This window comes from Streptococcus cristatus (genome assembly GCF_963529205.1).
Taxonomy (GTDB): domain Bacteria; phylum Bacillota; class Bacilli; order Lactobacillales; family Streptococcaceae; genus Streptococcus; species Streptococcus cristatus_O.
Genome location: NZ_CAURYF010000031.1, coordinates 1 through 22,291 on the forward strand (window position 1 = coordinate 1; position 22,291 = coordinate 22,291).

Here is a 22,291-nt window from a genome sequence, read left to right on the forward strand (position 1 = left end):
CTAAGACTTCTTCCTTGCTCAAGACCTTGTTGGCAGCAGGAGTGTTGTTAACACCAGCCAAGAGGTCATAGAGGTCCATAGCTACTTTGAGACGGAAGAGACTGAAGGTAGCGCCCTCTTCTTCATAAACAGGAAGCAACATAGGATCTGGTTTTGGAATATGAGGAGCAATTTGCTGAACCACAGCACGCTCAGAAACTGTATCTGACACTACTTCCACGTCAAATTGCTTGAGATAACGCAAGCCTCCGTGGACCAATTTTGTTGAACGGCTAGATGTTCCTTCTGCGAAGTCCTGCATTTCAATCAGACCGGTCTCCAGGCCACTAGCAGCTGCTTGCAAGGCTACTCCAGCACCGGTAATCCCACCACCAATAATCAGGAGGTCCAAGGTGCGTTCCTGCATTTTTTTGATCGATAATTCACGTGTTTTCTTTGAAAATTCCATATTTACACACTTTCTAACTTAGTCGTTTCGTGCTTCTACTGACTTGATTATCAAAATATGAATCAGTATTAGTCGTTGATTTCTGCAAAGACTTGGGTTGCCTTAACGGCTTTTTTCCATCCTTTGTAGAGTTGTTCCTTACGGGATTCATTCATAGACGGCTCAAAGAGTTCTCCTGTTTCATTGAGAGTCCGGAGTTCGTCTAAGTCTTTCCAGTAGCCTACTGACAGTCCTGCCAAGAAGGCTGCACCGAGAGCAGTTGTTTCTAAGTTTTTAGCACGGGCAATATCGATTCCCAAAATGTCAGCCTGGAACTGCATGAGGAAGTTGTTCATAGCAGCACCGCCATCGACTTTGAGGACTTGAATAGCAGTCTTGGCATCCACCTGCATGGTGTCAATGATGTCCCGTACTTGGTAAGCGATGGATTGCAGAGTAGCCTTGATAAAGTCTTCCTTGCTGGTTCCGCGGGTCAAGCCAAAGACAGATCCACGTGCATTTTGATCCCAGTAGGGAGCGCCCAGACCTGTAAAGGCAGGTACGACATAGACTTCGTCATTGTTTTGAGAATTGAGGGCATATTTTTCAGATTCTGGTGAATTTTCAACCATCCGAAGACCGTCGCGTAGCCATTGAATAGCACTTCCGGCAATGAAGATAGAACCTTCTAAAGCATAGTAAACTTTTCCGTTGATACCGTAGCCAATAGTTGTCAAGAGGTTGTTTTCAGACAGTTGCATCTCTTCACCAGTGTTCATGATGATGAAAGAACCAGTTCCATAAGTGTTTTTAACCATACCAGGCTCAAAAGCTAGCTGTCCAAAGAGAGCTGCCTGCTGGTCACCAGCCATACCAGAGATTGGAACTTCTCCACCGTAGAAATGGAATGGAGCAGTCTTACCATAAATTTCTGAGTTAGAACGAACTTCTGGAAGCATAGCCTTTGGAATGTTGAGGATTTCCAAAATCTCATCATCCCATTTAAGATCCTTGATGTTATAGAGCATGGTACGGGCTGCATTTGAGTAGTCGGTCACGTGAGAAGCACCGTCAGTTAATTTCCAAACGAGCCAGGTATCAATGGTCCCAAAGAGCAATTCACCCTTTTCAGCTCGCTCTTGAGCACCTTCTACATGGTCCAAAATCCAACGAACCTTAGTCGCTGAAAAGTAAGCGTCAATAATCAAACCAGTCTTTTCATGGAATTTTTCCACATAGCCTTGGCTTTTCAGCTGTTCAGCCAGAGGAGCAGTCTGACGAGACTGCCAAACGATAGCATTGTAGATAGGAAGACCTGTATTCTTATCCCAGACGACAGTTGTTTCACGCTGGTTGGTGATACCGATGGCTTCGATTTGACTTGGTTTCACACCACTTTCGATAAAGGCTCCAGCAATTACTGATTGAACAGAATTCCAAATTTCATTGGCATTGTGCTCAACCCATCCAGCTTGAGGGAAAATCTGAGTAAATTCTTTTTGGCTAGAGCTGACCTTCTCTCCCCTTTTGTTAAAGATGATGGCACGGGAACTAGTAGTTCCTTGGTCAATGGCCATAATGTATTTTTCTTGTGACATGTACTGTCCTCCTGGTAAAAATCTTGAGGAGATTTCCTCTTTACAGTAACTAGTATATAAAATAAAGCGCTTTCTTGTTCATCAATTTTTTTAAAATTTTAAAAAAATGTGAGGAGATTGTGTGAAAATCACAAAAGAACCTAGATTTCTCTAGGTTTCTTAATCAAATATCATGTGACGGATTTGAGCCAAATCTTCCAAATCCAAGTCATTTTTTAAATAATAAACAGGAACCTGCGGGCTCTGATGAATGGGATTGTTGGTGATGATGAGGTCATAGTTTTTGGCTGGATCGTAGGCTTCAATACTAATAAAGCGATTGTACTCTAAATATCGTCTTAAAATAGCCGTCATTCTAGAAACAACGATAAAGCTATCCGTCAAGTCCATGCCTATCTTGATGACTTGACCGTCATTTTCAGCAATGTACTCCATCAGCTGGAGCCATTCCCACAAAACCTTTTTATCCAGAGATGTTCCCTGCTGGAAAATAGGCAGTTTGCTAAAAATAGTGTCTGCCACTTGTCGATAATCGTCTTCGCTCCATAAGTAAGGATGGTGCAATTCCAGATCGTGCTTGTATTTATCCTGCAAGAGATAGCCTCGGAAAAGAAAGACGCGGGCGCAGAGCTGGCTTAGTTCGTAGGTCACTTGGTCTTCGATGTAGTCACCAAGCAAGTCCTGACTCTTCATTTCTTGAATCAGTTGCGTAATCAGACTGGCAATTTCACCACCAAAGCCCAGTATATACTCCATGGTGTGCAGGGGCAGAATCCGATGGGAAAGCAGAAATGAAAAGAAAATCATCATTTCGCCATCTTCGAGACTCAGGGTGATGTGCTGTCCGGCAAAGAAATCATTTGTCCTGCGATGCAAGCGCTGGTAGAAGATATTTTCAAAATAGCCCTGCATTTTCTGTTCAATATTTTGGAATTGACAGGCATTGACTCTCAGGCGCTGTTGGGTAATATGCGCCCAAAGGGCCAAGTCTAGCTTCTGCCCTTGAGAGAGTTGGGCTCCGCAAAGTTCTTCTAAGACGGTAACTTCCTGCCTTCTTTCTGATTTTTGAAGTTCCTTTTCCCAATCTTGGCTGGACCAGACCTTGCGAAGGAGGCAAAAATAAAAATAGCGGATCTGGTGCTCAGGACCTTTCAAGCGACCATTTTGGATAGATAGCTCAAACTCTGATAAAATCTGATTTAGAGCAGCTATATGGCGGCCGAGGGTCGCTTCGCTAATCATCAGTTCCTGTGCCAATTGATGGGCTAAAAACTGCTGATGATAGAGCAGGTAGTCTAAAATCTGGTATTTGACAGCATTGTCCAAAAAAAGTCTGCGAATGTCCCGTCCCTTGGTGTCAGATCCAATAGACAGACTGAGCGTTTCGTCCTGAAGCTGGATAGATAAGGCCGCATGATGGTCCGCGGCCTTGTCGTTAATCAAGCTAATATACTTGGTCAAGGTTGCTTTCGAGAAGCCGGTTTCAGATATAACGTCCTTCAAACTGGATGTAGAATGTTGCTGTAAATAGGACAGGACAATAAACTGCCCCGCTTCACTCTTTTCCATTAAGTCTGCTAGATACATCGGAAAAACCTTTCAGTTTGCTAATCTTAGCTTAACACAAAAATAAAAAAAGACGAAGCAATCTGCTTCATCTGCTACATCCTTCAAAGCATAAGCGAAAAAAGGAAACCTGAACCAGCATAATAACAGCTAAACCATCAATCAACATGTGAGCGAGGATACAAGGAGAGAGGCTCCGTACTACTCTCATCTGGAAAAAAACAAAGGATAACTTGCCCTACTAAAAGATCATCAAGGAGGGCAATCAATGCATACCAGATAGCGACTGATTATTTTGAAATAAATTTTGTCATTTTTCCTCCCTTACATACTTCTTTCTTGCAATGATGATGGCTAAACTGACAATAAGCAATTTACTGATTACAGATAGCCATATATCTTCATTCACTAAAATCTGAGACAAGGAGTTGATCCAAGCATGAGCCATGACACAAATCCATAAATTTTGTGTTTTATGATACAAAGCCGATAAAATAAAACAGTTGGTTAGTAGGCCTACTAGAAAAGGGAGTAACTGAATGATACCTAAAGAACCTTCAATGTAGAAGTAAAAAATATGCCAGCTAGACCAGGCTAAAAAGGTAATAAGAGTAGCTGATAAATAGGGTATTCTTTCCTGCAAGGTCGGCTGAAAGAAATAACGCCAGCCAATTTCTTCAACTCCGCCAAAAAGAAGAGCCTTGAAAAAGAGTACCACTGGCAAGAGCAACGATTGAGTGTTTATCTTACCACCTAAGATAAATGGCAAAAAGTCTAGGAACAGGAAAACAAGTACCAAACAATAATTAGCTAGACTATCTTTGACTTGAAAAAAATCTTTTAGAAGTTTTTTGAAACTAGATTGATGGTAACCAATACTGGCAAGACTGCCCCAACAAACAGATGATAAGCCACCTAAAACAATGGCAATTATTCCAATTGTTGACGTAAAATCAACTTTCATTCTTCCTGCTCTTAAAAACCAAACTAGGAGACTCACTAGCAATAGTTGAGCAAAGGTACCTAGCAAATAAATAGACAGTGCTTGCTTTCTATCCATATCATAATTCCTTTAAAGGTTTCATCATCTATAGTGTTCAGAACCTTCAACATCTCGGTATTGGAATTCTAAATCCAAAATCAATTTTTCACCATATTCCAATAATTGAGCTTTAGTGAGAGCATTTACATTCTTGTCAGAAAAAGCAAGCTTTGCCTTCAAGTCAACTCGACAACTTCCGACAAGAGTCGCTTGGATATAGGCTGCATAGTCATTGCTAGCAGATGCCCAGCCCATTAGTTGAAAGTCCATTTCAAAGCGAATGAACAATTCCCTATCATTCTGCTGCAAGTCTACAATAGTAAGACCGTCGCTATCATGAATTTCGGATGAATCAACCATATCTAGCTTTTCTCTATTAAGATAGGGCAAATTCTCAGATAAGGCTTTGAAGACGGACAATTCCTCTACTTTATGAGCAATAAATTCCCATAAAATAATTTCTAAATCTTTTATTCGTAAGTACTGCTCTTTAATCATTATGCCTCTTAGTCTTTGCTGATAAGATGATGACACCTAGTAAAATAAGAATTCCGATTACAAAAACAACTATTTCTAGTTCTTTTAATCCTTCAATATAGGGTATGATATAAATACTTGATTCCACAAATAGAAAACCGATAAGAATAAGGGCAATCGAAAAATATATCTGTTTTTTATCCATCTTTATATCCTTCCCTTAGCTAAAGTTTCCATAAAACTTAACTAACTAGAAATTCTATTTCCCCTCTACCCACTTATCATTGTCCATGATAAAAGGCTTAGCCAGTCCTTCCCCTGTGTAGTCTTTATATTTTGTCTGCAAGTATTTGTAGACATCTTCTTTGCTGGCAAATTTTATAGCTTGGTATGGCTCCTCAAAGGTCAACTTTTCGACAAATAGATAGCCGTCTTTATCTGGAACCAAGACGCCGACATGCCCTACAAAGAGAGAATCACCGTCAAGATTGTCGTGGACGATGACGGAGAGCATCCGAGCCTTTTCGTTAAACTTGAACTGTTTGAAGTATTCCTCCATCTTCTTAGCATGTACCTTGACATCTTGGGTCGCTTCGGTTTTGACCCTTGAGAATAGGATGTTAAATTCTTCCTTGTCCTTGGCATCAAAGAGCTTGCCCTTGTCAATCGAATCATTATCAATGAACAAGAGTTCGTCATCCTTTGCTATTTGAGGTATTTCGATGCTATTTTTCAGCAAGGTATAAGTATTAATGCGGCAATTTGTCCCGATAAAATCGCCCTTCTTGGCCTGCCATAGAGGATTGATTTTTTCCACATCATATTCTGTTTTGGTAAATTTAGTGAAATCGCCCCTTAATCCAGTCGAGCCGACAAGACTGTTGTAGTCATTGACTAGATTGACAAAGTTATCGACACTGCCTTTATCCAAGTCGGCAGCCAACAGACTCTTAACTTCTTCGACACTTTTTTGACTATTTAGATTTGAATAAGTTGCCTTCCATGGGTATTTTTCTGAGCTAGTCTGACCAACTGTTGGATTCTCTTGACTGCCGTTTGATTGCTTTTGTGCCTTCCCACATGCAGCTAAGCCAAGAATTGCCAAAGTGCAGGCACTCATCAACACAATCTTTTTTACTTTCTTCATTCTTTCGTCCTTTTTACATCTTTCCTATATTCATCTTCAAATAATTCCTCTTGTTATTATATCAAGAAATACTGAAAAACAGAAAGGAAAAATATATCTTGGATAGAAACTTCCTTAAGCCATAATAAATGACTGCAGTTGATAAAAGTGCAGTCACTTTAATTTATGAATTAATGAACAAGGTAGAGTACCCAACTCCAAATGCCAACTTAAAGAAAATGAATCACTATACACTGGTAAGTCTACTTAATCTTGTGCTTGTTCATCTTTTCTTCAAAAATAGCTGTCATGATGGCGCGCAATTCTTCACGCTCCTTTTCAGGAAGCTCTCCTGCTTGCTTGGCCACAGCGTAAAGTTCTGGGTATTGCTTGGCAACTCGCTCAACCGTCTTGGTCGTTGCATGCCCTCTCACAAGGAAAGGAATTCGCTTAAGCCATTCTTGTGGCACAAGGTCCAAAATCTTTTTAGCAGCTTCCTTATCGCTAATGACAGCTGTACTAAGCCCCTCTTTGATTTGCTCCTGCTCTTTTTGGGTAAAATCTTTTAATTCCATTCTGAACTCCTCTTTTCTAGTAAGTTACTTGCTAAGGACTCATTATACACCTAAGCCCTAAAAACTACAAATATATAACTTGAACAGGCTGCTTTTAGATTTGATTTTTGAAAGCTGAATAACTTTGATAAGTCTTTAAGTCAGTTTTCCAAAAATTAATTTGCAGCAGTTTCCAAAACTTCCGCAAAGATTACGAAGCCTTTTGGTAAAATATGAAACTGTCCATCCGAAATTTGGCAATGACTTGCTAGAGTTGCAGAATCACTATCTAAAAGATAGTTTTCAGTTGATTGGTTAAAAATTGCTCGGACCTTTTGACCATCATAATCCCATTCCAGAGATAGCACATCCGGCTTGATTTCTTTCAGGCTATAGGTTCCATGCTGGATAATGTCTGAAACACTCTTGCGAAGCTGAATCAATTTCTTCATGAAATCGAGCATGTCATTGTCACTGGAAACACGTTCCCAAGGCATAACACGACGACAATCTGGATCTGTTCCTCCATCTAACTCTAGCTCGGTTCCATAGTAGAAACACGGTGTTCCTCTTTGTAAAAAGAGGCAGGCTAAGGCAGACTTAACAAGTTGTGTATCACCTTTGGCAGTAGCTAGAATGCGCTCCGTATCGTGCGAATCCAGAAGATTAAACATCACTTCCGAAATCTGCTGTCTATAATACATAGACTGACCATTGATCTCATCAATGAATTGACTGGTTTTCTTGACCCCTCGCAAGAAATAATCCTTGATACTCTCAGAGAGAGGATAGTTCATAACTGCGTGGAACTCATCACCATTTAGCCAAGGCTGAGAAGTGTGCCAGACTTCCCCAAGAATATAAAGGTCAGTTTTTTTAGCCAAGACAGCCTTACGGAAATCTCTCCAAAATTGGTGGTCCACCTCATTAGCTACATCCAGTCGCCAAGCATCGATATGAAACTCTTCAATCCAGTAGGTCGCAACGCTCAACAAATAGTCCCTCACTTCCGGATTCGCCGTATTTAGCTTGGGCATATAGCTCTCAAAGGCAAAGGTATGGTAAGGGAGCTTTCTTGGATTTGCAAGCTTATCCTTTGTCACTGGGAACTCCTGAATGTGGAACCAGTCTTTGTAAACTGAATTTTCTCCATGTTTGAGAACATCCTGCCATTGAGGAGATTGGTCTCCGATATGGTTAAAAACAGCGTCCAGCATGATTTTCATGCCTCTCTGATGGACCTCCTCCACCAGTTTACGAAAAGTTTCCTTGTCTCCAAAATGACGATCAATTTCGAAATAATCCGTCGTATTGTACTTGTGATTGCTCGGGGATTCAAAGATAGGACAGAGATAAAGGCCTGTAATGCCCAAGTCTTGCAAGTAATCTAGATGGTCAATAATCCCTTGTAAATCTCCACCAAAGAAATCCTCACTTTTAGGAGTAATCGACGAATCCCAAGCTAGCGCACCTTCAGGTGAAATCTCAGGATTGCCATTAGCAAAGCGTTCTGGGAAAATCTGGTACCATACCGTCTCTGCTACCCAGTCAGGAACATGGCAAGCATCAATTTCATGAATATAAGGAAGCTTAAAGCCGTTTCCTTCGTAATGAAGGTTTTCTAGCGTGTTTTCAACACACCCCTTATCGCCATACAAGATACTCTGTCCTTGCTTATCCTTAATCTCAAAGAGATACTGAAGTCGCGCATAGTCGACTGAAACCTCCACCTGCCAATAATCAAACAAAGCATCGGAGGTGACTTTGACCATTTCCTTACTCTCTTCATAATGGTTCTCCATAAAAATAAAAGGATCTCCATAGTGCAAGGTTATACTTTCAATATCTCCCCTTTTCGTCCGAATGCGAATGTGCATTGTCTTATCTTTATAAAGATAAGCATACTCCGACTCTGGCCTGTGATAAATAGCTGACAATTCCATATTTTCTCTCCTAGATTTCTCATTATAAGCTTATCGCAATTTTGTGCAAACGATTTCAAAACCTAGTCCTAGTATATCACTTTAAAAAAACGATTGCAAGGTGTTGTTTGGGTACATAGTAAAAAGCCTTGAGGTCAAGGCTTATAATGTTCTTTCCAAAACATAACACAATATATTCCTTAAAATACTATGTAAAAGTTCATGCTATAACTACCAGCGTTCGACATCATTTTCTACATGCTACATCTGCAACGCCGTTATCCAAAAACATATTCCGGCTATAAGTGAAATCGGAGTCATAACATATTTTTCTTTTTTACTTTTTGAAACCATGTTCATAATCGTATTCAAAGATAGGTAAGCTGCAAAGAAGAAACAAATATATCTAGTAACCTTAAAAGACAGCCACAAGGGAATAAAACCTCCGGCTTCAAAATAATGATCATGGCAAAAATTTGGATAGCTACCGAAATGACTGCCGCAATTCTAAATTTCTTAGGTAAGATTTTATGTTGTCCACCCATTGTAAATTCGCCCAAAGGCAGGCCGCAAGCAACAAGAACGGTCATAATTGATATAATTCCAAATAATACTGCACCTAATATGGAAAACATAAACTTTCAAACCATCTAAATGATTTGAAATACAATATTTAGGAACATCGTTTGTTTTAATCAACTTCCTATTCTAAACGAAATAAATTTCAGCGTAACAATTGATTATTTGTTTAGTAGGAACTCCCTTAGTGTGTTTTCAAAAAAGCAATAAGCATCATTACTCTTAATATTCAATGTATTCTCAAACCAAGTGCTTGTCCCGAAATTTTGAGATGAAATCCATACGATATTATTATCAACTAAAACCATCTTTGAATGTAAATTTGGTCTTGTTTCAAAATTCAAACTTGGAAACTCATTTCCAAGTTTCTCTAAAGTTGGTTGAGCTATTGAATTTGCATAGATTGTTACATCGTTTTGCTGTTTAAAGAGTTTTTCTAACATTGTGCGAATGTAGTCTAAATTTGGGAGTGTATAGGTCGTAATAATAATTTTTCTATTATGTAATCCATTGAATTTTTGATTCCAGTTTAACTGTTTAGAGAATTTAACTTCAACATTATGCAATGTTTTTGATGAAATTGACGGTTTAAAGGGCTCAAAAGGAATTTTAGTATAATTTGGTGGAACATAATCCGAACTTCTATGTGAAAAATTGTAAGGCGATTTCCCGTTTGCTAAATCATCCACAATATTGAGATAATAATTATAAATATCTTGATCCCGAATAATAACACCGGTCTGAAACCAGTCTGACTGATCAATATTTTGAGATCCTAGATACACAAAATTAGGCTCAGCTAGAATAATTTTAGCATGGGTCCCTTCGACTTGAATCACCTCTGAATTAGGTCCAATCTCCTGAATTAAATCTTCGTAATGTTGACTTTGCTTATGTATTTTACTTAATAGGACTCTGACATTGTTTTTTCCACGGAAAAGTTGTTTTACAAATTCATCATCATAAAAACTGTAGGTAACGATGTCGATTTTAGCCGAACTAGAAATTTCTTCAAATATACTGTGAAAATTAATATGTGATAATAATTCGATACTATCTAAACGGTATGTATCCCCACCATTGTCAGACTTAGATTTTAAATGATATGCTGCCATAACTTTTTAACTCGCTTTCCTTTCTATTTATAAATTTATCATATTAGCCAATTTTAAATTCAATCATCTATGACCACTAGTAATACTATAGTCTGTAGTGATGGCTGAATATCATTTCGCATACTAATTTCTCCTGAGCATTATCTGACTATATTATACCACAAACGCGCTTACATAAAAATATTAAAAAAAGCAAGACCACCACAATAGTAATCTTACTTTAGAAGATTATGAAGAAGAAAAAGTTATTTAGGAGTGACTATAGTGTAGCAGCTCCGACTTAATTATTTCTTAACATCTGATTCGTTTTTACGAAAGTCAGGCAGTTCTTCAAATTTAGTTAATTCAAATACGAATGACTTATCCTCTGGTATATGGATACCCGCGATTTTGTAACGTTTATCGCTTTTCTACTCTAGCATGATATGAAGCAAAGTTTCTTTCAGGTTCTTATTCATAACTTACACAATCCCCTTCTGCTCACCCTCTGGTTTTGAAAACTTGAACGAACCTCTAGTTTTAGCACGGCAAACTTGAATTCCCATAACCTTAGTTTCCTTATTGAAAGCAATCAACAGTAAAAGTCTTTTGCATGATGATTTCGCCCTTGTACTTCTCATTCTTGAGAATGTTATAGATTGCTAGGTTAGACCAATTATCTAGTCCTATGACTGTAGGAATGTGACTATCCATTAATGACTCTACAATCTCTCGAACAGACATGCCATCGATATATGAGTCATAATTGAATCGAACTATTTTTGCTTCTGACTCATATATCACAATACGTCCATATTGGTTTTGTATAGCCGAGTAAATTATGAGTGGGAATGATTGGTATTCCTCTCTTAAATCGTTCTATTACCAACCAAGTGATGACGCACTCTTTTGCTCACTTTCACCTTGAGCAACGATGGACATAACTCCAAGAATAAACTGACTATTTGTATCTAGGGTATTGAGATTGATATCCTCGATATAAATTCCCACTGGATTTGGTAGAGACTTAAGTTCTCGATAGATACCAATAAAGTCTAACTGATTACGGGCAAACAGACTAACGCTCTTTACAATTATTAAATCGATTTACCTTCACGGCAGTCATCAATCATCTGTTTAAATTGCTCACGCCGCTTAATAGTTGTACCTGAAGCACCTTGGTCCGCATAAATACCAGCAAGTTCCTAGTCTGGATTGTTGTTAATCTTTTCAGTATAGGTTTGTTTCTGAAGTCCAAAACTTCCAGACTGTGATTCATCAAAGTTGCTCCCCCTACAATATGCAGCCACGCGCAACTTGGTAGTCTTTACATCAGTAAACTCACGCTTAGCTAGAATAATTTCAGCTGTATGTTCATTTTCGAATGCGTCAAGAATACGCTATTGCTGGTGAGTAGTCTTTCTTGGATTCCTTCTTACCATATGTTTTATCTCCTTTCCAGAAATCTACAATTGTAGTATATAAAATAAAAGGAGTGGGAAAGAACCCTGACTGGTTAAAAAGAGTTCGTTTTCCCACCCCCGTACAGTTGATTAGGTCATCTTTGGAGCTTAAAAAGCGAACGAACATACCAATCAACCACTGCGTCATACAGTTACGCCTATTAAACATCCAAGGCTGGACAGTTTTTGCCCAGCCTCTTCAAATTACACTAATCTATAGATTAAAACTTAAATTCGTTATATTCTTCATTGAGAACTTTCATAAGTTTATCAAGTCTTGCCAAAAAATACTGTTCTTCTGAAGAAAGATATTCACCCGAAGAAATTTTCGTTATTAACTTATCTTTCTCACCATTAAGAATATCAAAAGTTAAGTAAGCACAGGCATTAAATCCTTCATATTTAGGACTATCGATCCCACTTTTTAACGCATTAACAATAATAGAATCTACCACAATATAACTCCAATCCATATAACACTACAAAAGAGTATTCCATTATCTGCAATACTCTTTTGTAGTGTCTCGCTAGCTCTGCATAAACGCTACCGAAGCTCCTCACCGCTGCGACGAGACACATTAGAAATTTTGAACCCTGCGAAATTATTAACGCCATAATCTTGCCCTCCATTACATTCAATACATTGAACAACCCATCGCTTACTAAGTCTATAAGTATTTCTATACCAACTTGTGTGGACAAAAGCCAAAAGGTCGAGGAGTCTGAAACATCGGTTAGCAGCAAATGATGAGGAGGGGAGTCGAACCCCTATCCCCGATAACAGAAGATTCAATATTTCAATCTTATTCTATCATGAAATATTCAAATAAACAATCATAATTTTACTCCTAATGTTCTCAAAAATAAAACCTCAAGCTGTGTTAAGAAATTCATCAACAACATCTACAAATTTCTCCAAGACCAAATCTTGCCTAAAATTCATATATAAGAGGGGACACATTCATTCCCATAAAGTCATGCTCATTGGTAATAAATGTATCCCCTAAGTGTAAATGGAAATAAAAACTCAGTAACACCACCTATCAGACCAAGACACTCAACTACTACTCTCAGTCTGATACTTCCTCACATATCACAAAAAGCCTTGAAATCAAGGATTTTCATTATTGCGATTTATCAAAAGGTTTCTAAGCTTTTACAAGCAGTGCTACCGCCTCCACATGATGCGTCTGCGGAAATAGGTCCACTGGCTGGACTTTCTTCAGCTCATATCCCAGCTCTTGATAGAGTTTGATATCACGCGCCATGGTTGCGACATTGCAGGAGATATAGACGATCCGCTGGGGTTCCATGCTGACACTGGAAGTGATAAAGCTCTCTGTCAAGCCCTTGCGCGGCGGATCGACTAGGATGACATCCGCCTTGATTCCCTGATCCAGCCAAGTTTGAATGGCTTGTTCCGCAGGGGCGCAAACATAGCTAGCATTGGTGATACCGTTGAGTTCTGCGTTGCGCTGACTATTTTCCACAGCCTCAGGAATGACCTCGACTCCATAGACCTGCTGGACTCGGTCAGCCAGCGACAGGCCAATGGTGCCAATACCCGAGTAGGCATCCAGCACAATATCCTCTTTTTTAAAATCAGCAAAGCCAAAGGCCGTCTGATACAGCTTCTCCGCCATCTCAGTATTGACTTGATAAAAGGCTGGCGCAGCAATCTGGAATTGCTTGCCCAGCATGCTATCAGTGATAAAGTCTTGTCCGTAGAGTGTCCGAAATTCCCTACCGAAAATAGCATTGCCTGGCTGGTCGTTGATATTTTGCATGATGGACTTGATAGCTGGGAATGCCTCTGTCAAACGCTCAATCAGCTGCTCTACTCGAAAAATCTTAGGCCGGCTGGTCACCAAAATCACCATAATTTCACCCGAATTGTGGCCACGGCGAACAACCAGATTGCGGATCAGTCCAGTGCCCTCCTTCTCATCGTAAGGCTTAAGGTCAAAACGGCGCAGCAAGTCACGTACAAAAACGATGACTTGGTCGATAACTGGATCCTGAATGTAAAAATCCTCAATCGGCAGGAGATCATGGGAATTTTTCCTGAAAAAGCCAGTTTCCAGCTGTCCATTGACACGACGGACTGGCACCTGTGCTTTATTACGGTAGGCCAGTGGCTGATCCATGCCCAGTGTCTCCAGCACTTCCACGTCTGAAATGCCAGCAATTTTATAAAGACAGTCCTGCACTTGCTTGCCTTTAAAAGCTAGCTGGGCTGGGTAGGACAAGTGCCCCAAATCAGCAATTCCAGTCCGCAGATAGGCCAAATCGACATGCTCATTGCGCTGGTCAGACTTCTTCACAAATTCCTCAACTCGGCCAAAGCCGATTTTTTTATTTACCTTGAGGACACGCATGCGGATCACTTCACTCGGCAAGGCATTTTCAACGAAAAAGACGCGGCCGTCTACCTTGGCCACACCCGCTCCCTCATGACTCAGATCTACAATTTCTACTTCAATAATATCGTTCTTTTTTAACATTTCTTTACTTTCTAATCCATCCTGCGCTCAACTACAATTATACTAAAGCAGGGAATCACAGGATTTCTACTGTTTATTTCTTTCTTCCTATTGGAAAATATGTTCACATTTCTGCTCTGCTATTTTCCAAAAAGAAAGGGAAGAGACAAAATCTGTCACTTCCCATTATATCATAAGAGCCTTATCTTAATCCCATTTGTTTCAATCTTTCTTTATAGGCTTCAAAATCAATCAAGAGTCCTTGTCCACCATACATATCATAGGTATCCGTCCAGTCACCTAGTTCTGGTATAGTGAGGCGCTCTATCCCATTGCGTGAATCAAGCACCAAGGATAAGCCTTGTGACCAAATAAAACTCTGAGGTACATTGGTCGAGGTCAAGGCAAAAACTTTTCCTAATGCTTCAGATCCTGTAAAAAGCTTCGTAGGGTCTTTTATCTGCTGCATGATAGCGGTCAAGACTTCTTGCTGGCGGCGGGTACGACCAAAGTCACCCTCATCGTCCTTACGGAAGCGGGCATAGTTTAAGAGCGTCCGACCGTCCATGTGCTGACGACCAACCTTGATGGTTTGAGTAGGAACCACTCCATCCTTCATGTTCAAATCATCTGGAACTTCCACTTCTGTGACCTTTTCGCCATCAATGGTCGAAAATTTAGCATCCATAAATACACCATTTGGAAAGAGGGTGTCAATTGCAGTCGCAAAGGTGTTAAAGTCCACTAGAGCATAGTATTTAATGTCAATATCGAAGTTATCTTTCAAAGCTTGACGAACTGCCTCAGCTCCACGATGATTGTCTTGTTCACCAAAAGTATAGGCGGAGTTCAATTTTTGATCATAATAATCATCATCCGTCGGCTCCGTGTAGGAATTGCTGACACCGTCAATATGAATCAAGGTATCACGCATAAAGCTGACTAACTTCATTTTATGATCTTTATTGCCAACGTTCAAGACCATAATTGAATCGGTCCGAGTCTCCGTTGAATTTTCTCCAATTCGTCCGTCTGTCCCTAAAACAAGAATATTGATCCCATCTCGAGCATCATGACCATCAAAGTACTCAACATCAGCTGCTTTAAGATTTCCTGGTCTCGCTGTATTTAAGCCTTTGAAAAACATAAAGAGCATGCCAGAAACAACCAAAAGCACAAAAATCAGGAGCCACATCAGCACGCGCTTCGGACGAATTTTTTTGTAGGTTCTCGGAGGTTTCTGAGTTGATTTTTTCGCTTCTTGCTTTAAAGAAGCACGGGAATTCTTTTGGCTTCTGCTGAGAGTACCTTTACCCGGGTATTTGGGTAACAAGCCGGATGAATCCGTCTTCGGATCCTCTGGCAAAGCCTGCACGGTCTGCTTGGTAGACGTTCTTTGTGCAACATCTGACCGTCCTTTCGACTTTTGGCGGAGGTATTGATACTCCTCTTTTTCATGTTCGTTAAGATAGTAATAGTTTGTATGGAGATAATCCAGCCTTAACTGCTCGTGTCGACTCAGATTTTCTGTTTCTCTCATCTCTGCTCCAATCTATAATCCTGAATTTGAAAAACGGGATAACTGCCTAGAATTTTAAAGGTGATACCAAGTGCGGTAAGCTCTTGGTAAGCGAAATCCACTAATTCTTTCCGTTCATTATCAATATCAATAATAAAGAAATATTCCCCAAGGGCTGTTTTAAGAGGGCGGCTTTCAATCTTTGTCAGGTCAATGCCACGCCAAGCAAAGGTTGATAAGGCCTTATACAATGCACCGGGCAGATTATCCGGTAAAGTCAGAGCCAAACTCTGCTTTTCCTCTTGCTTTACAAGCTTAAGAGCAGGGGTGGTTTGTCCTAAAATCCAGAAACGAGTGAAATTTTCCTCCATTTCCTGAATATCCTGAGCCACCACTTGCAGACCATACTCAACTGCCGCAGTCCGCGGTGCAATAGCCGCAAAAGGTTGGTCAGGATGCTCTGCTACAAAGCAAGCCGCATAGGCTGTACTGGCTGTAATTTCTATTGCTGCTTCTGGATAATGCTGGCGAATATAGCCCTTCCCTTGAGCAAGCGCCTGAGGATGAGAAAATACTTTCTCAATGGGCTTGTCCAAACTGGTCGCCAACAACTGCTGCTTAATGGGCTGAATAATCTCTGCTACCGCTTGAATCTCAGCCTGATGGAAAAGATAATCCAAGGTCTCATGGACACTTCCTTCAATCGAATTTTCCACGGGAACAACTGAATAATCCACCTCTTTCCCTTCATAGGCCTTCATCACTTCTGTGATATTTTGATAGGGCACCAAGTCTGCTTGGGGAAAGGCTTCTTGGGCAACATGGTGGGAAAAAGATCCCTTGGGTCCTAAAAAAGCTACTCTCATTGAATTTCCTCAATAATTTCTTGTGGCGTTTTTCCTACCACGTCAATTGTCTGTGTCGCGACTGCCTCATAAAGAGCCTGCCTTTGTCCAAAAATCTCCTGCAAATCTGCCTTGCTCTTGGTCAGATACAAGGGGCGCTGATTTTCCTCATCTTGCTCAATCCGACGAAAGAGGGTCTCAAAGTCAGCTTTCAGATAAATATTTTGGGAATTTTGAGCTAATAAGTCACGGTTTTGGGGACTCAAGACGACACCGCCGCCTGTAGAAAGCACGATATCCTGCTTGATACACTCATCCAAGACTTCAGCTTCAATTTTCCGAAAGGATGGCTCACCATATTTAGAAAAATACTCTTGGATGGACATGCCGATTTTTTGGACAATCAGCTCGTCCATATCCAGAAAATCTGCTGACAAGGCTCTCGCAATCGTTGATTTTCCCGCTCCCATGAAGCCAAGTAAAATCTTAGCCATTCACCAAGTCCTCCAAGTCTGAAAAGAAGCTTGGATAGCTTGTATTGATAGCCTCTGCCCGCTCCAGCTCCACCTCTCCATCCGAAACTAATAGAGCCGCAATGGCTGCCATCATTCCAATACGATGATCGCAGAATGTATTGATGGTTGCACCATGAAGAGGCGTTTTTCCATCGATAATCATGCCATCTGCTGTGGGAGTTATAGCTGCTCCCATGCTATTTAAAGCATCTGCGACAACCTGAATCCGATCGGTTTCTTTGACCTTTAACTCCTCGGCATCTCGGATCACCGTTCTGCCCTCAGCTTGGGTGGCTAAAAGGGCAATAATCGGAAGCTCGTCTATCAAGCGCGGAATAATTTCTCCGCCAATCTCCATTCCCTTCAGCTCAGAAGTCTCAACGGTAATCGTAGCGGATTTGGCCATCTCATCTATATTAGAAAGGGTCATCTTACCGCCCATTGCCTTGATAACATCAAGAATCCCCGTCCGAGTTTCATTGATTCCTACATTTTCTAGGACGATTTTGGAATGGGGCAGAATCAAGCCTGCAACCAGCCAGAAGGCTGCGCTGGAAATATCACCAGGCACTCTCACTTCTTGCCCTGTAAAGGTCTGACCACCCTGCACACGGATTTCTTTATCCTTGACCTCAATTTGACCACCAAATTGGACAATCATATCTTCTGTATGGTTACGGGTGATTTCCTTTTCAATGATGACCGACTCGCCTTGAGCCTGCAAGGCCGCAAAAATCAAGGCTGATTTGACCTGAGCAGAAGCTACTGGCAGCTGATAATGGATAGGCTTTAAATCTTTTCGGCCATGGATGTGAAGTGGCGGTAAAGCTCGTTCTGTCTGACCCCAAATATCCACACCCATTTGACTAAGAGGCAGGGTCACCCGATCCATCGGACGCTTGGACAAACTATCATCCCCAAACATCTCTGCTGCAAAATCCTGACCTGCTAAGACACCTGAGATCAAGCGGATAGAGGTTCCTGAATTTCCCATGTCTAATTTATTGTGTGGCGCCTTGAGACCATCAAACCCAACACCATGGATCTTGACAGTCTTTCCATCATCCTCTATCTTAACGCCTAAATCACGAAAGACCTGCATCGTAGAAAGGACATCCTCACCTCTCAAAATATCGTGAACCACTGTAAGGCCCTTGGCCAAGCTCCCGAACATAATCGAACGGTGACTGATTGATTTGTCGCCCGGCACACGGATGCGACCATTCAGGCCTTTTACCTTTGTTCTTAACTTCATAGATGCCCCTTTCAATTGCTACTAACTTCTATTTTATCATAAAAATAGCAATTTTCTAAAAAATTCTTGTATTCATTCCGACTTCTTGCTCTTTTCTCCCTTTTCTACATCATAAAAGAGGCTGCGACAATCGTCTCTCAGCCTCCCTTTGTTCCTTGTCAAAACCACTCTAGAGTGCCAGATTCTCACTCTAGTCAATCTCTGATTTAGTCATTATTTGTGTCCTAGATGCTTATCAATCTCATCCATAATCCGCCCCATCATATAGCTAATCTGCAGATTGCGACCAATCAAGATAGCCCAGAAAATAGCCATCAGATAGTTCTCAGACATGATTGCTTCATTAAAAAAATATGTTTCTAGGGCTGTAAAAGCCGCCATTACTATAAATTGTCGTCTATTCATTCTTCCATTATAGCATGAAAAACCACAAAAATCTAAATTCAATCATCTTGAACAGTAATTTTTTCCGCTAAAAAATCAAAGCCTTCCGGTATCAAACTTTCTTCCTGCTTTTCAGCTACTTCTGCTTTATTGCTACGACTTCTAGCTGAAAATTCTGCCCGAATCTGAGTCCAGTCCTCGAAAGAAATGGCCAGAATATCTGGTGAAAAGCCAGCAGCATTGCTCAGCAGATTCCCAAACATGGTATTGAGATTTTCTCTTTTCATAGTCTGCTCAGCGTTGAAATGAGACTCAAAAGCCAAAATAGCATGGTTTTCATTGGCTGCGACTGGCTGTGAACCAATGAGCAGAGCCTTGTCCGCTCCTGCCAGACTCTCGATAATTTCACCCCAAGCATTTTGCAGCTTGGTCAAATTGCTGCGAGCCAATTCAGGATTTTCCACCGCCTCTTCCAAGATGGCATTGACCTTATTGCGGTCTACGCGATAGGTCTTGGCTTTTTGAGGTCGTGCCTCTGATTTCTTAGCTACTGGAGCTGGCTGACTGCCGACATTGGCTAATTGTTGCTTAAGCTCTTGGATTTCCTGCTTGAGATTAGACAGTTCTTCTGCCAAGTTGTCAGGGATCTGGTCCAAACCTGCTTTTTCCTCAGCCAGTCGAATGGTCATCATTTCTGTATAAATCTTAGGCTGCAGGCTGTTCTTGATATCCGCTAAACTCTTGGTCGCTATCTCAATCATGGCAAAGAGAGTCTCCTGCGGTGTCTTGATATTTTCCAGAAAGAGCTCGCTGGCATGATGATTTTCCCCACCAGTTTTGACAATAATCAAGTCACGCAGATATTGCAGGAGGTCCGTCACAAAACGAGCCATGTTTTTACCGCTATCAAAAATCAGATTGAGATTATCTAAGGCCGTGACTGCATCATGAGCAATCAAGGCTGCTACATAGGCATCCAAGGCACCTAAGCTGATAGAGCCTGTGATTTCTTCGGCAATGTCCGTTGTCAAACGATTTTCCTGAGTTAAGCTAAGAGCCTGATCGAGGATAGACAAGGCATCCCGCATACCGCCCTCAGCTCGACGGGCAATAATCTGCACACCTTCTTGCTCAAAATCAATGCCTTCCTGCTCCAAAATCCACTCAATATGACCAATAATGTCCTGCGTCTTGATAGACTTAAATTCAAAACGCTGGACACGGGAAAGAATGGTCGCTGGAATCTTATGTAGCTCTGTCGTCGCTAGGATAAAGACTACATTTTCCGTCGGCTCTTCCAAGGTCTTAAGCAAGGCGTTAAAGGCTCCAGTTGAGAGCATGTGTACCTCGTCAATGATATAGACCTTGTGCTTAGCCAGACTAGGCGCATAGGTGGACTTGTCCCGAATATCACGAATCTCATCGACACCATTATTAGAAGCCGCGTCGATTTCAATGACGTCTTCAAGACTTCCCTCAGTGATAGCCTGACAGATATAGCAGTCATTGCAGGGCTCGCCGTCCTTTTGATTCGGACAGTTCATTGCCTTGGCAAAAATCTTGGCAACACTGGTCTTCCCTGTTCCACGTGGGCCAGAAAAGAGATAGGCATGGCTGATTTTCCCTTGCTCCACAGCCTGACGCAGGGTGGTGGCTACTACCTGCTGTCCCACCAGCTGTCCAAAGGTCTGACTTCGGTACTTCCGATATAAAGCTTGATACATTAGGCTTTTTCTCCAAACATTTCAAAATTCCACGTCGTTTTTTCAAGCAAAATCTGGACGAACTTTTCCAGATATTCCTGATCTAGCTTATCATAGTCACCCGTCAAGGCTGAGTCCAAATCCAGCACCCCAAGCAGTCGGCTGTCTTTTACCATGGGCACCACAATTTCGCTCTTAGCCCGGCTATCACAGGAGATATAGTTGGCATGCTGGCTCACATCATCTACGATAATCGTCTGCTCTTTCTCAGCTGACTCCCCACAGACACCCTTGCCTAGCGCAATATGGACACAGGAAACACCGCCCTGAAAAGGCCCCAAAATCAGCTCGTACCCATCAAAAAGATAGAAACCAGTAAAAACCGAATGAGGCAGGGCTTGATTAAGCAGGGCGCTAGCATTCGACAGATTTGCCATAGCATTGGTCTCGCCATCCAGCAAGGCTTCTAGCTGAGCCAGTAACAGTTGATAATTTGAAATTTTATCTTTTGTGTTCATAGAGTCTATTATATCAAAAAGCCGGTCTTTCAACCAAGCTTTTCTTTAATTTTGTTATTCAAAAATTCATCAATCAGTCTATTTACAATATCGGGTTTGTCGGTATTAGAATTATGTCCCGCCTTATCAATCCATTGAACAGACTTCCCAGTATTTTTTTCATAGGCTTTCAAATATCGTATACAAGACCCTGCACGATCTTCTTTTCCACATATAACCAATTGTGGACATTTTACTTCATAAGAAAGCTTCTTCTCTACTGCTTCTGAAAATATCTTATATCCGTATCCCGCAAGACGAGCATACCTTTTTTGATCGCCATCATAAACCATCATCATATCATACATCAGTTTTCTTCCATAGTCTGTTGTTGATACGCTTTTAGGCCCAGATTTCAAAAGAGATTTCCATGGATAGATTCTATAAATTGCCTCCATATTTTTTAAGAGCCACAACTCCATAGCTGTATAATAGTTCCTTTGCAGAGAAGGTGAATCAATCGTAACAAGGCCTTTTAATTTCTCAGGAAAAAGTTGAGCATAAACCTGTCCTACATATCCTCCCATTGACTGACCAATTATGATTGGCTTTTCAATTCCCTCTTTGAGAAATATTCCATCTAACCATTTTGCCATATCAAACAAGCTAAAATCGAGACGAAATGGATAAGATGAAGCGTGTCCAGGTGCGTCCCAAACCAAGACTCTATATGTATCTTTAAAATATTCTATTTGCTTTTCAAATAACCTATGGTCAGCCGTTAGCCCAGGCAAAAAGATAAGAGCACTTTGGGATGATTCAACAGCATCATTTGTCCAGTAATGAATTATTCCACTTGGTGTTTCATATGTCTTTTCAATCAAAGTTCTACACTCACATTCTAATTGGTTTAGTATAGTTTATCTCAATTTATTCCTATAGAAAGGCAAGCTATACTCAAATCATCTGTTTACAGCCACCCCATAAAGCGGATAAGGTACATATTTAGTCGCACCTGCCGTGAATAATAGTAATTTCCACCATTGATATAAAGCTTGGGCCCGTAAAAAATAGAAAGTACATTATAGTATGAATAGGTTTTTCCAGTCACATTGCCAAGACTCGGTGCAACTACTTCTTTTGAGTATTTTTTCGCTAGCTCAAGCGTATTCTCACCGCCATTTTGTGCCACATAGTCGATATAGGCCTGACCAAAATTGTAGGCCTGAACCGCTGTCCAAA

General features: G+C 40.9%; 24 protein-coding genes and 2 pseudogenes. All 26 read right to left on the minus strand.

The genetic code is table 11. From position 1 onward, the window contains the following. The coding region (locus RWS39_RS07510) for an FAD-dependent oxidoreductase (RefSeq protein ID WP_314482034.1) at positions 1-448 on the minus strand (448 nt) is incomplete at its 3' end. 68 nt (positions 449-516) lie between these two features. Further along, on the minus strand, positions 517-2,025 hold the full coding sequence (gene glpK / locus RWS39_RS07515; protein WP_314482037.1) for a glycerol kinase GlpK: 1,509 nt from the start codon (positions 2,023-2,025) through the stop codon (positions 517-519). Between the two features lie 159 nt (positions 2,026-2,184). Beyond that, positions 2,185-3,612, minus strand: coding sequence for a helix-turn-helix domain-containing protein (locus RWS39_RS07520; protein WP_314482040.1), 1,428 nt, complete (start codon positions 3,610-3,612; stop codon positions 2,185-2,187). 179 nt (positions 3,613-3,791) lie between these two features. Continuing rightward, positions 3,792-3,872 (minus strand): annotated as a pseudogene (locus RWS39_RS07525) (CPBP family intramembrane glutamate endopeptidase); the annotation flags it as partial. Positions 3,873-3,901: 29 nt separating this feature from the next. Continuing rightward, positions 3,902-4,651 carry a CPBP family intramembrane glutamic endopeptidase gene (locus RWS39_RS07530; RefSeq protein ID WP_314482043.1) on the minus strand — a complete coding sequence of 250 codons (750 nt, stop codon included), beginning with the start codon at positions 4,649-4,651 and terminating at the stop codon, positions 3,902-3,904. 24 nt (positions 4,652-4,675) lie between these two features. Continuing rightward, entirely contained in the window at positions 4,676-5,131 is a 456-nt protein-coding gene (locus RWS39_RS07535) for a hypothetical protein (RefSeq protein ID WP_314482046.1), read from the minus strand. Beyond that, complete coding sequence (locus tag RWS39_RS07540) at positions 5,124-5,315, minus strand: hypothetical protein (RefSeq protein WP_314482049.1); 192 nt, start codon at positions 5,313-5,315, stop codon at positions 5,124-5,126. Before RWS39_RS07540 ends, RWS39_RS07535 begins: the two co-directional genes overlap by 8 nt. A gap of 54 nt (positions 5,316-5,369) precedes the next feature. After that, positions 5,370-6,257 (minus strand): DUF4300 family protein, encoded by an 888-nt coding sequence (locus RWS39_RS07545; protein ID WP_314482052.1) that lies wholly within the window; start codon positions 6,255-6,257, stop codon positions 5,370-5,372. Between the two features lie 242 nt (positions 6,258-6,499). Beyond that, positions 6,500-6,811: a hypothetical protein gene (locus tag RWS39_RS07550; RefSeq protein WP_125390604.1), complete on the minus strand. Its 312-nt coding sequence runs from the start codon at positions 6,809-6,811 to the stop codon at positions 6,500-6,502. A 155-nt stretch (positions 6,812-6,966) separates the two neighbouring features. Next, on the minus strand, positions 6,967-8,733 hold the full coding sequence (locus RWS39_RS07555) for a glycoside hydrolase family 13 protein (protein ID WP_314482055.1): 1,767 nt from the start codon (positions 8,731-8,733) through the stop codon (positions 6,967-6,969). Between the two features lie 240 nt (positions 8,734-8,973). After that, positions 8,974-9,347: pseudogene (locus RWS39_RS07560) on the minus strand (hypothetical protein). Between the two features lie 105 nt (positions 9,348-9,452). Next, positions 9,453-10,406 carry a phospholipase D-like domain-containing protein gene (locus RWS39_RS07565; protein ID WP_314482059.1) on the minus strand — a complete coding sequence of 318 codons (954 nt, stop codon included), beginning with the start codon at positions 10,404-10,406 and terminating at the stop codon, positions 9,453-9,455. A 558-nt stretch (positions 10,407-10,964) separates the two neighbouring features. Beyond that, on the minus strand, positions 10,965-11,129 hold the full coding sequence (locus RWS39_RS07570) for a recombinase family protein (RefSeq protein WP_314482062.1): 165 nt from the start codon (positions 11,127-11,129) through the stop codon (positions 10,965-10,967). A 138-nt stretch (positions 11,130-11,267) separates the two neighbouring features. After that, positions 11,268-11,492 carry a recombinase family protein gene (locus tag RWS39_RS07575; RefSeq protein WP_314482099.1) on the minus strand — a complete coding sequence of 75 codons (225 nt, stop codon included), beginning with the start codon at positions 11,490-11,492 and terminating at the stop codon, positions 11,268-11,270. Beyond that, a complete protein-coding gene (locus RWS39_RS07580; RefSeq protein WP_227963890.1) occupies positions 11,483-11,578 on the minus strand; it encodes a hypothetical protein in 96 nt (31 codons plus the stop codon). The genes RWS39_RS07575 and RWS39_RS07580 overlap by 10 nt, the downstream gene beginning before the upstream one ends. Before the next feature lie 491 nt (positions 11,579-12,069). Further along, positions 12,070-12,303: a hypothetical protein gene (locus RWS39_RS07585; RefSeq protein WP_314482065.1), complete on the minus strand. Its 234-nt coding sequence runs from the start codon at positions 12,301-12,303 to the stop codon at positions 12,070-12,072. Positions 12,304-12,996: 693 nt separating this feature from the next. Further along, the gene (rlmD, locus tag RWS39_RS07590; protein ID WP_314482068.1) at positions 12,997-14,352 is read right to left on the minus strand and encodes a 23S rRNA (uracil(1939)-C(5))-methyltransferase RlmD; all 1,356 of its coding nucleotides are present in this window, start codon (positions 14,350-14,352) and stop codon (positions 12,997-12,999) included. A gap of 181 nt (positions 14,353-14,533) precedes the next feature. Beyond that, a complete protein-coding gene (locus RWS39_RS07595; protein ID WP_314482071.1) occupies positions 14,534-15,871 on the minus strand; it encodes an LCP family protein in 1,338 nt (445 codons plus the stop codon). Further along, positions 15,868-16,716 carry a prephenate dehydratase gene (gene pheA / locus RWS39_RS07600; RefSeq protein WP_314482074.1) on the minus strand — a complete coding sequence of 283 codons (849 nt, stop codon included), beginning with the start codon at positions 16,714-16,716 and terminating at the stop codon, positions 15,868-15,870. The genes RWS39_RS07595 and pheA overlap by 4 nt, the downstream gene beginning before the upstream one ends. Continuing rightward, positions 16,713-17,189 (minus strand): shikimate kinase, encoded by a 477-nt coding sequence (locus tag RWS39_RS07605; protein ID WP_314482077.1) that lies wholly within the window; start codon positions 17,187-17,189, stop codon positions 16,713-16,715. Before RWS39_RS07605 ends, pheA begins: the two co-directional genes overlap by 4 nt. Continuing rightward, a complete protein-coding gene (aroA, locus tag RWS39_RS07610) occupies positions 17,182-18,465 on the minus strand; it encodes a 3-phosphoshikimate 1-carboxyvinyltransferase (RefSeq protein WP_314482080.1) in 1,284 nt (427 codons plus the stop codon). The genes RWS39_RS07605 and aroA overlap by 8 nt, the downstream gene beginning before the upstream one ends. Before the next feature lie 213 nt (positions 18,466-18,678). Next, positions 18,679-18,870: a DUF3272 family protein gene (locus tag RWS39_RS07615; RefSeq protein ID WP_314482083.1), complete on the minus strand. Its 192-nt coding sequence runs from the start codon at positions 18,868-18,870 to the stop codon at positions 18,679-18,681. 38 nt (positions 18,871-18,908) lie between these two features. Next, positions 18,909-20,573 carry a DNA polymerase III subunit gamma/tau gene (gene dnaX, locus RWS39_RS07620; RefSeq protein WP_314482086.1) on the minus strand — a complete coding sequence of 555 codons (1,665 nt, stop codon included), beginning with the start codon at positions 20,571-20,573 and terminating at the stop codon, positions 18,909-18,911. Beyond that, entirely contained in the window at positions 20,573-21,070 is a 498-nt protein-coding gene (locus RWS39_RS07625) for a GAF domain-containing protein (protein ID WP_314482089.1), read from the minus strand. Before RWS39_RS07625 ends, dnaX begins: the two co-directional genes overlap by 1 nt. 29 nt (positions 21,071-21,099) lie before the next feature. After that, on the minus strand, positions 21,100-21,933 hold the full coding sequence (locus tag RWS39_RS07630) for an alpha/beta fold hydrolase (RefSeq protein ID WP_314482092.1): 834 nt from the start codon (positions 21,931-21,933) through the stop codon (positions 21,100-21,102). 86 nt (positions 21,934-22,019) lie between these two features. Then, positions 22,020-22,291 (minus strand): lysozyme family protein (locus RWS39_RS07635; protein WP_314482095.1); only part of this gene is annotated, 272 nt, incomplete at its 5' end.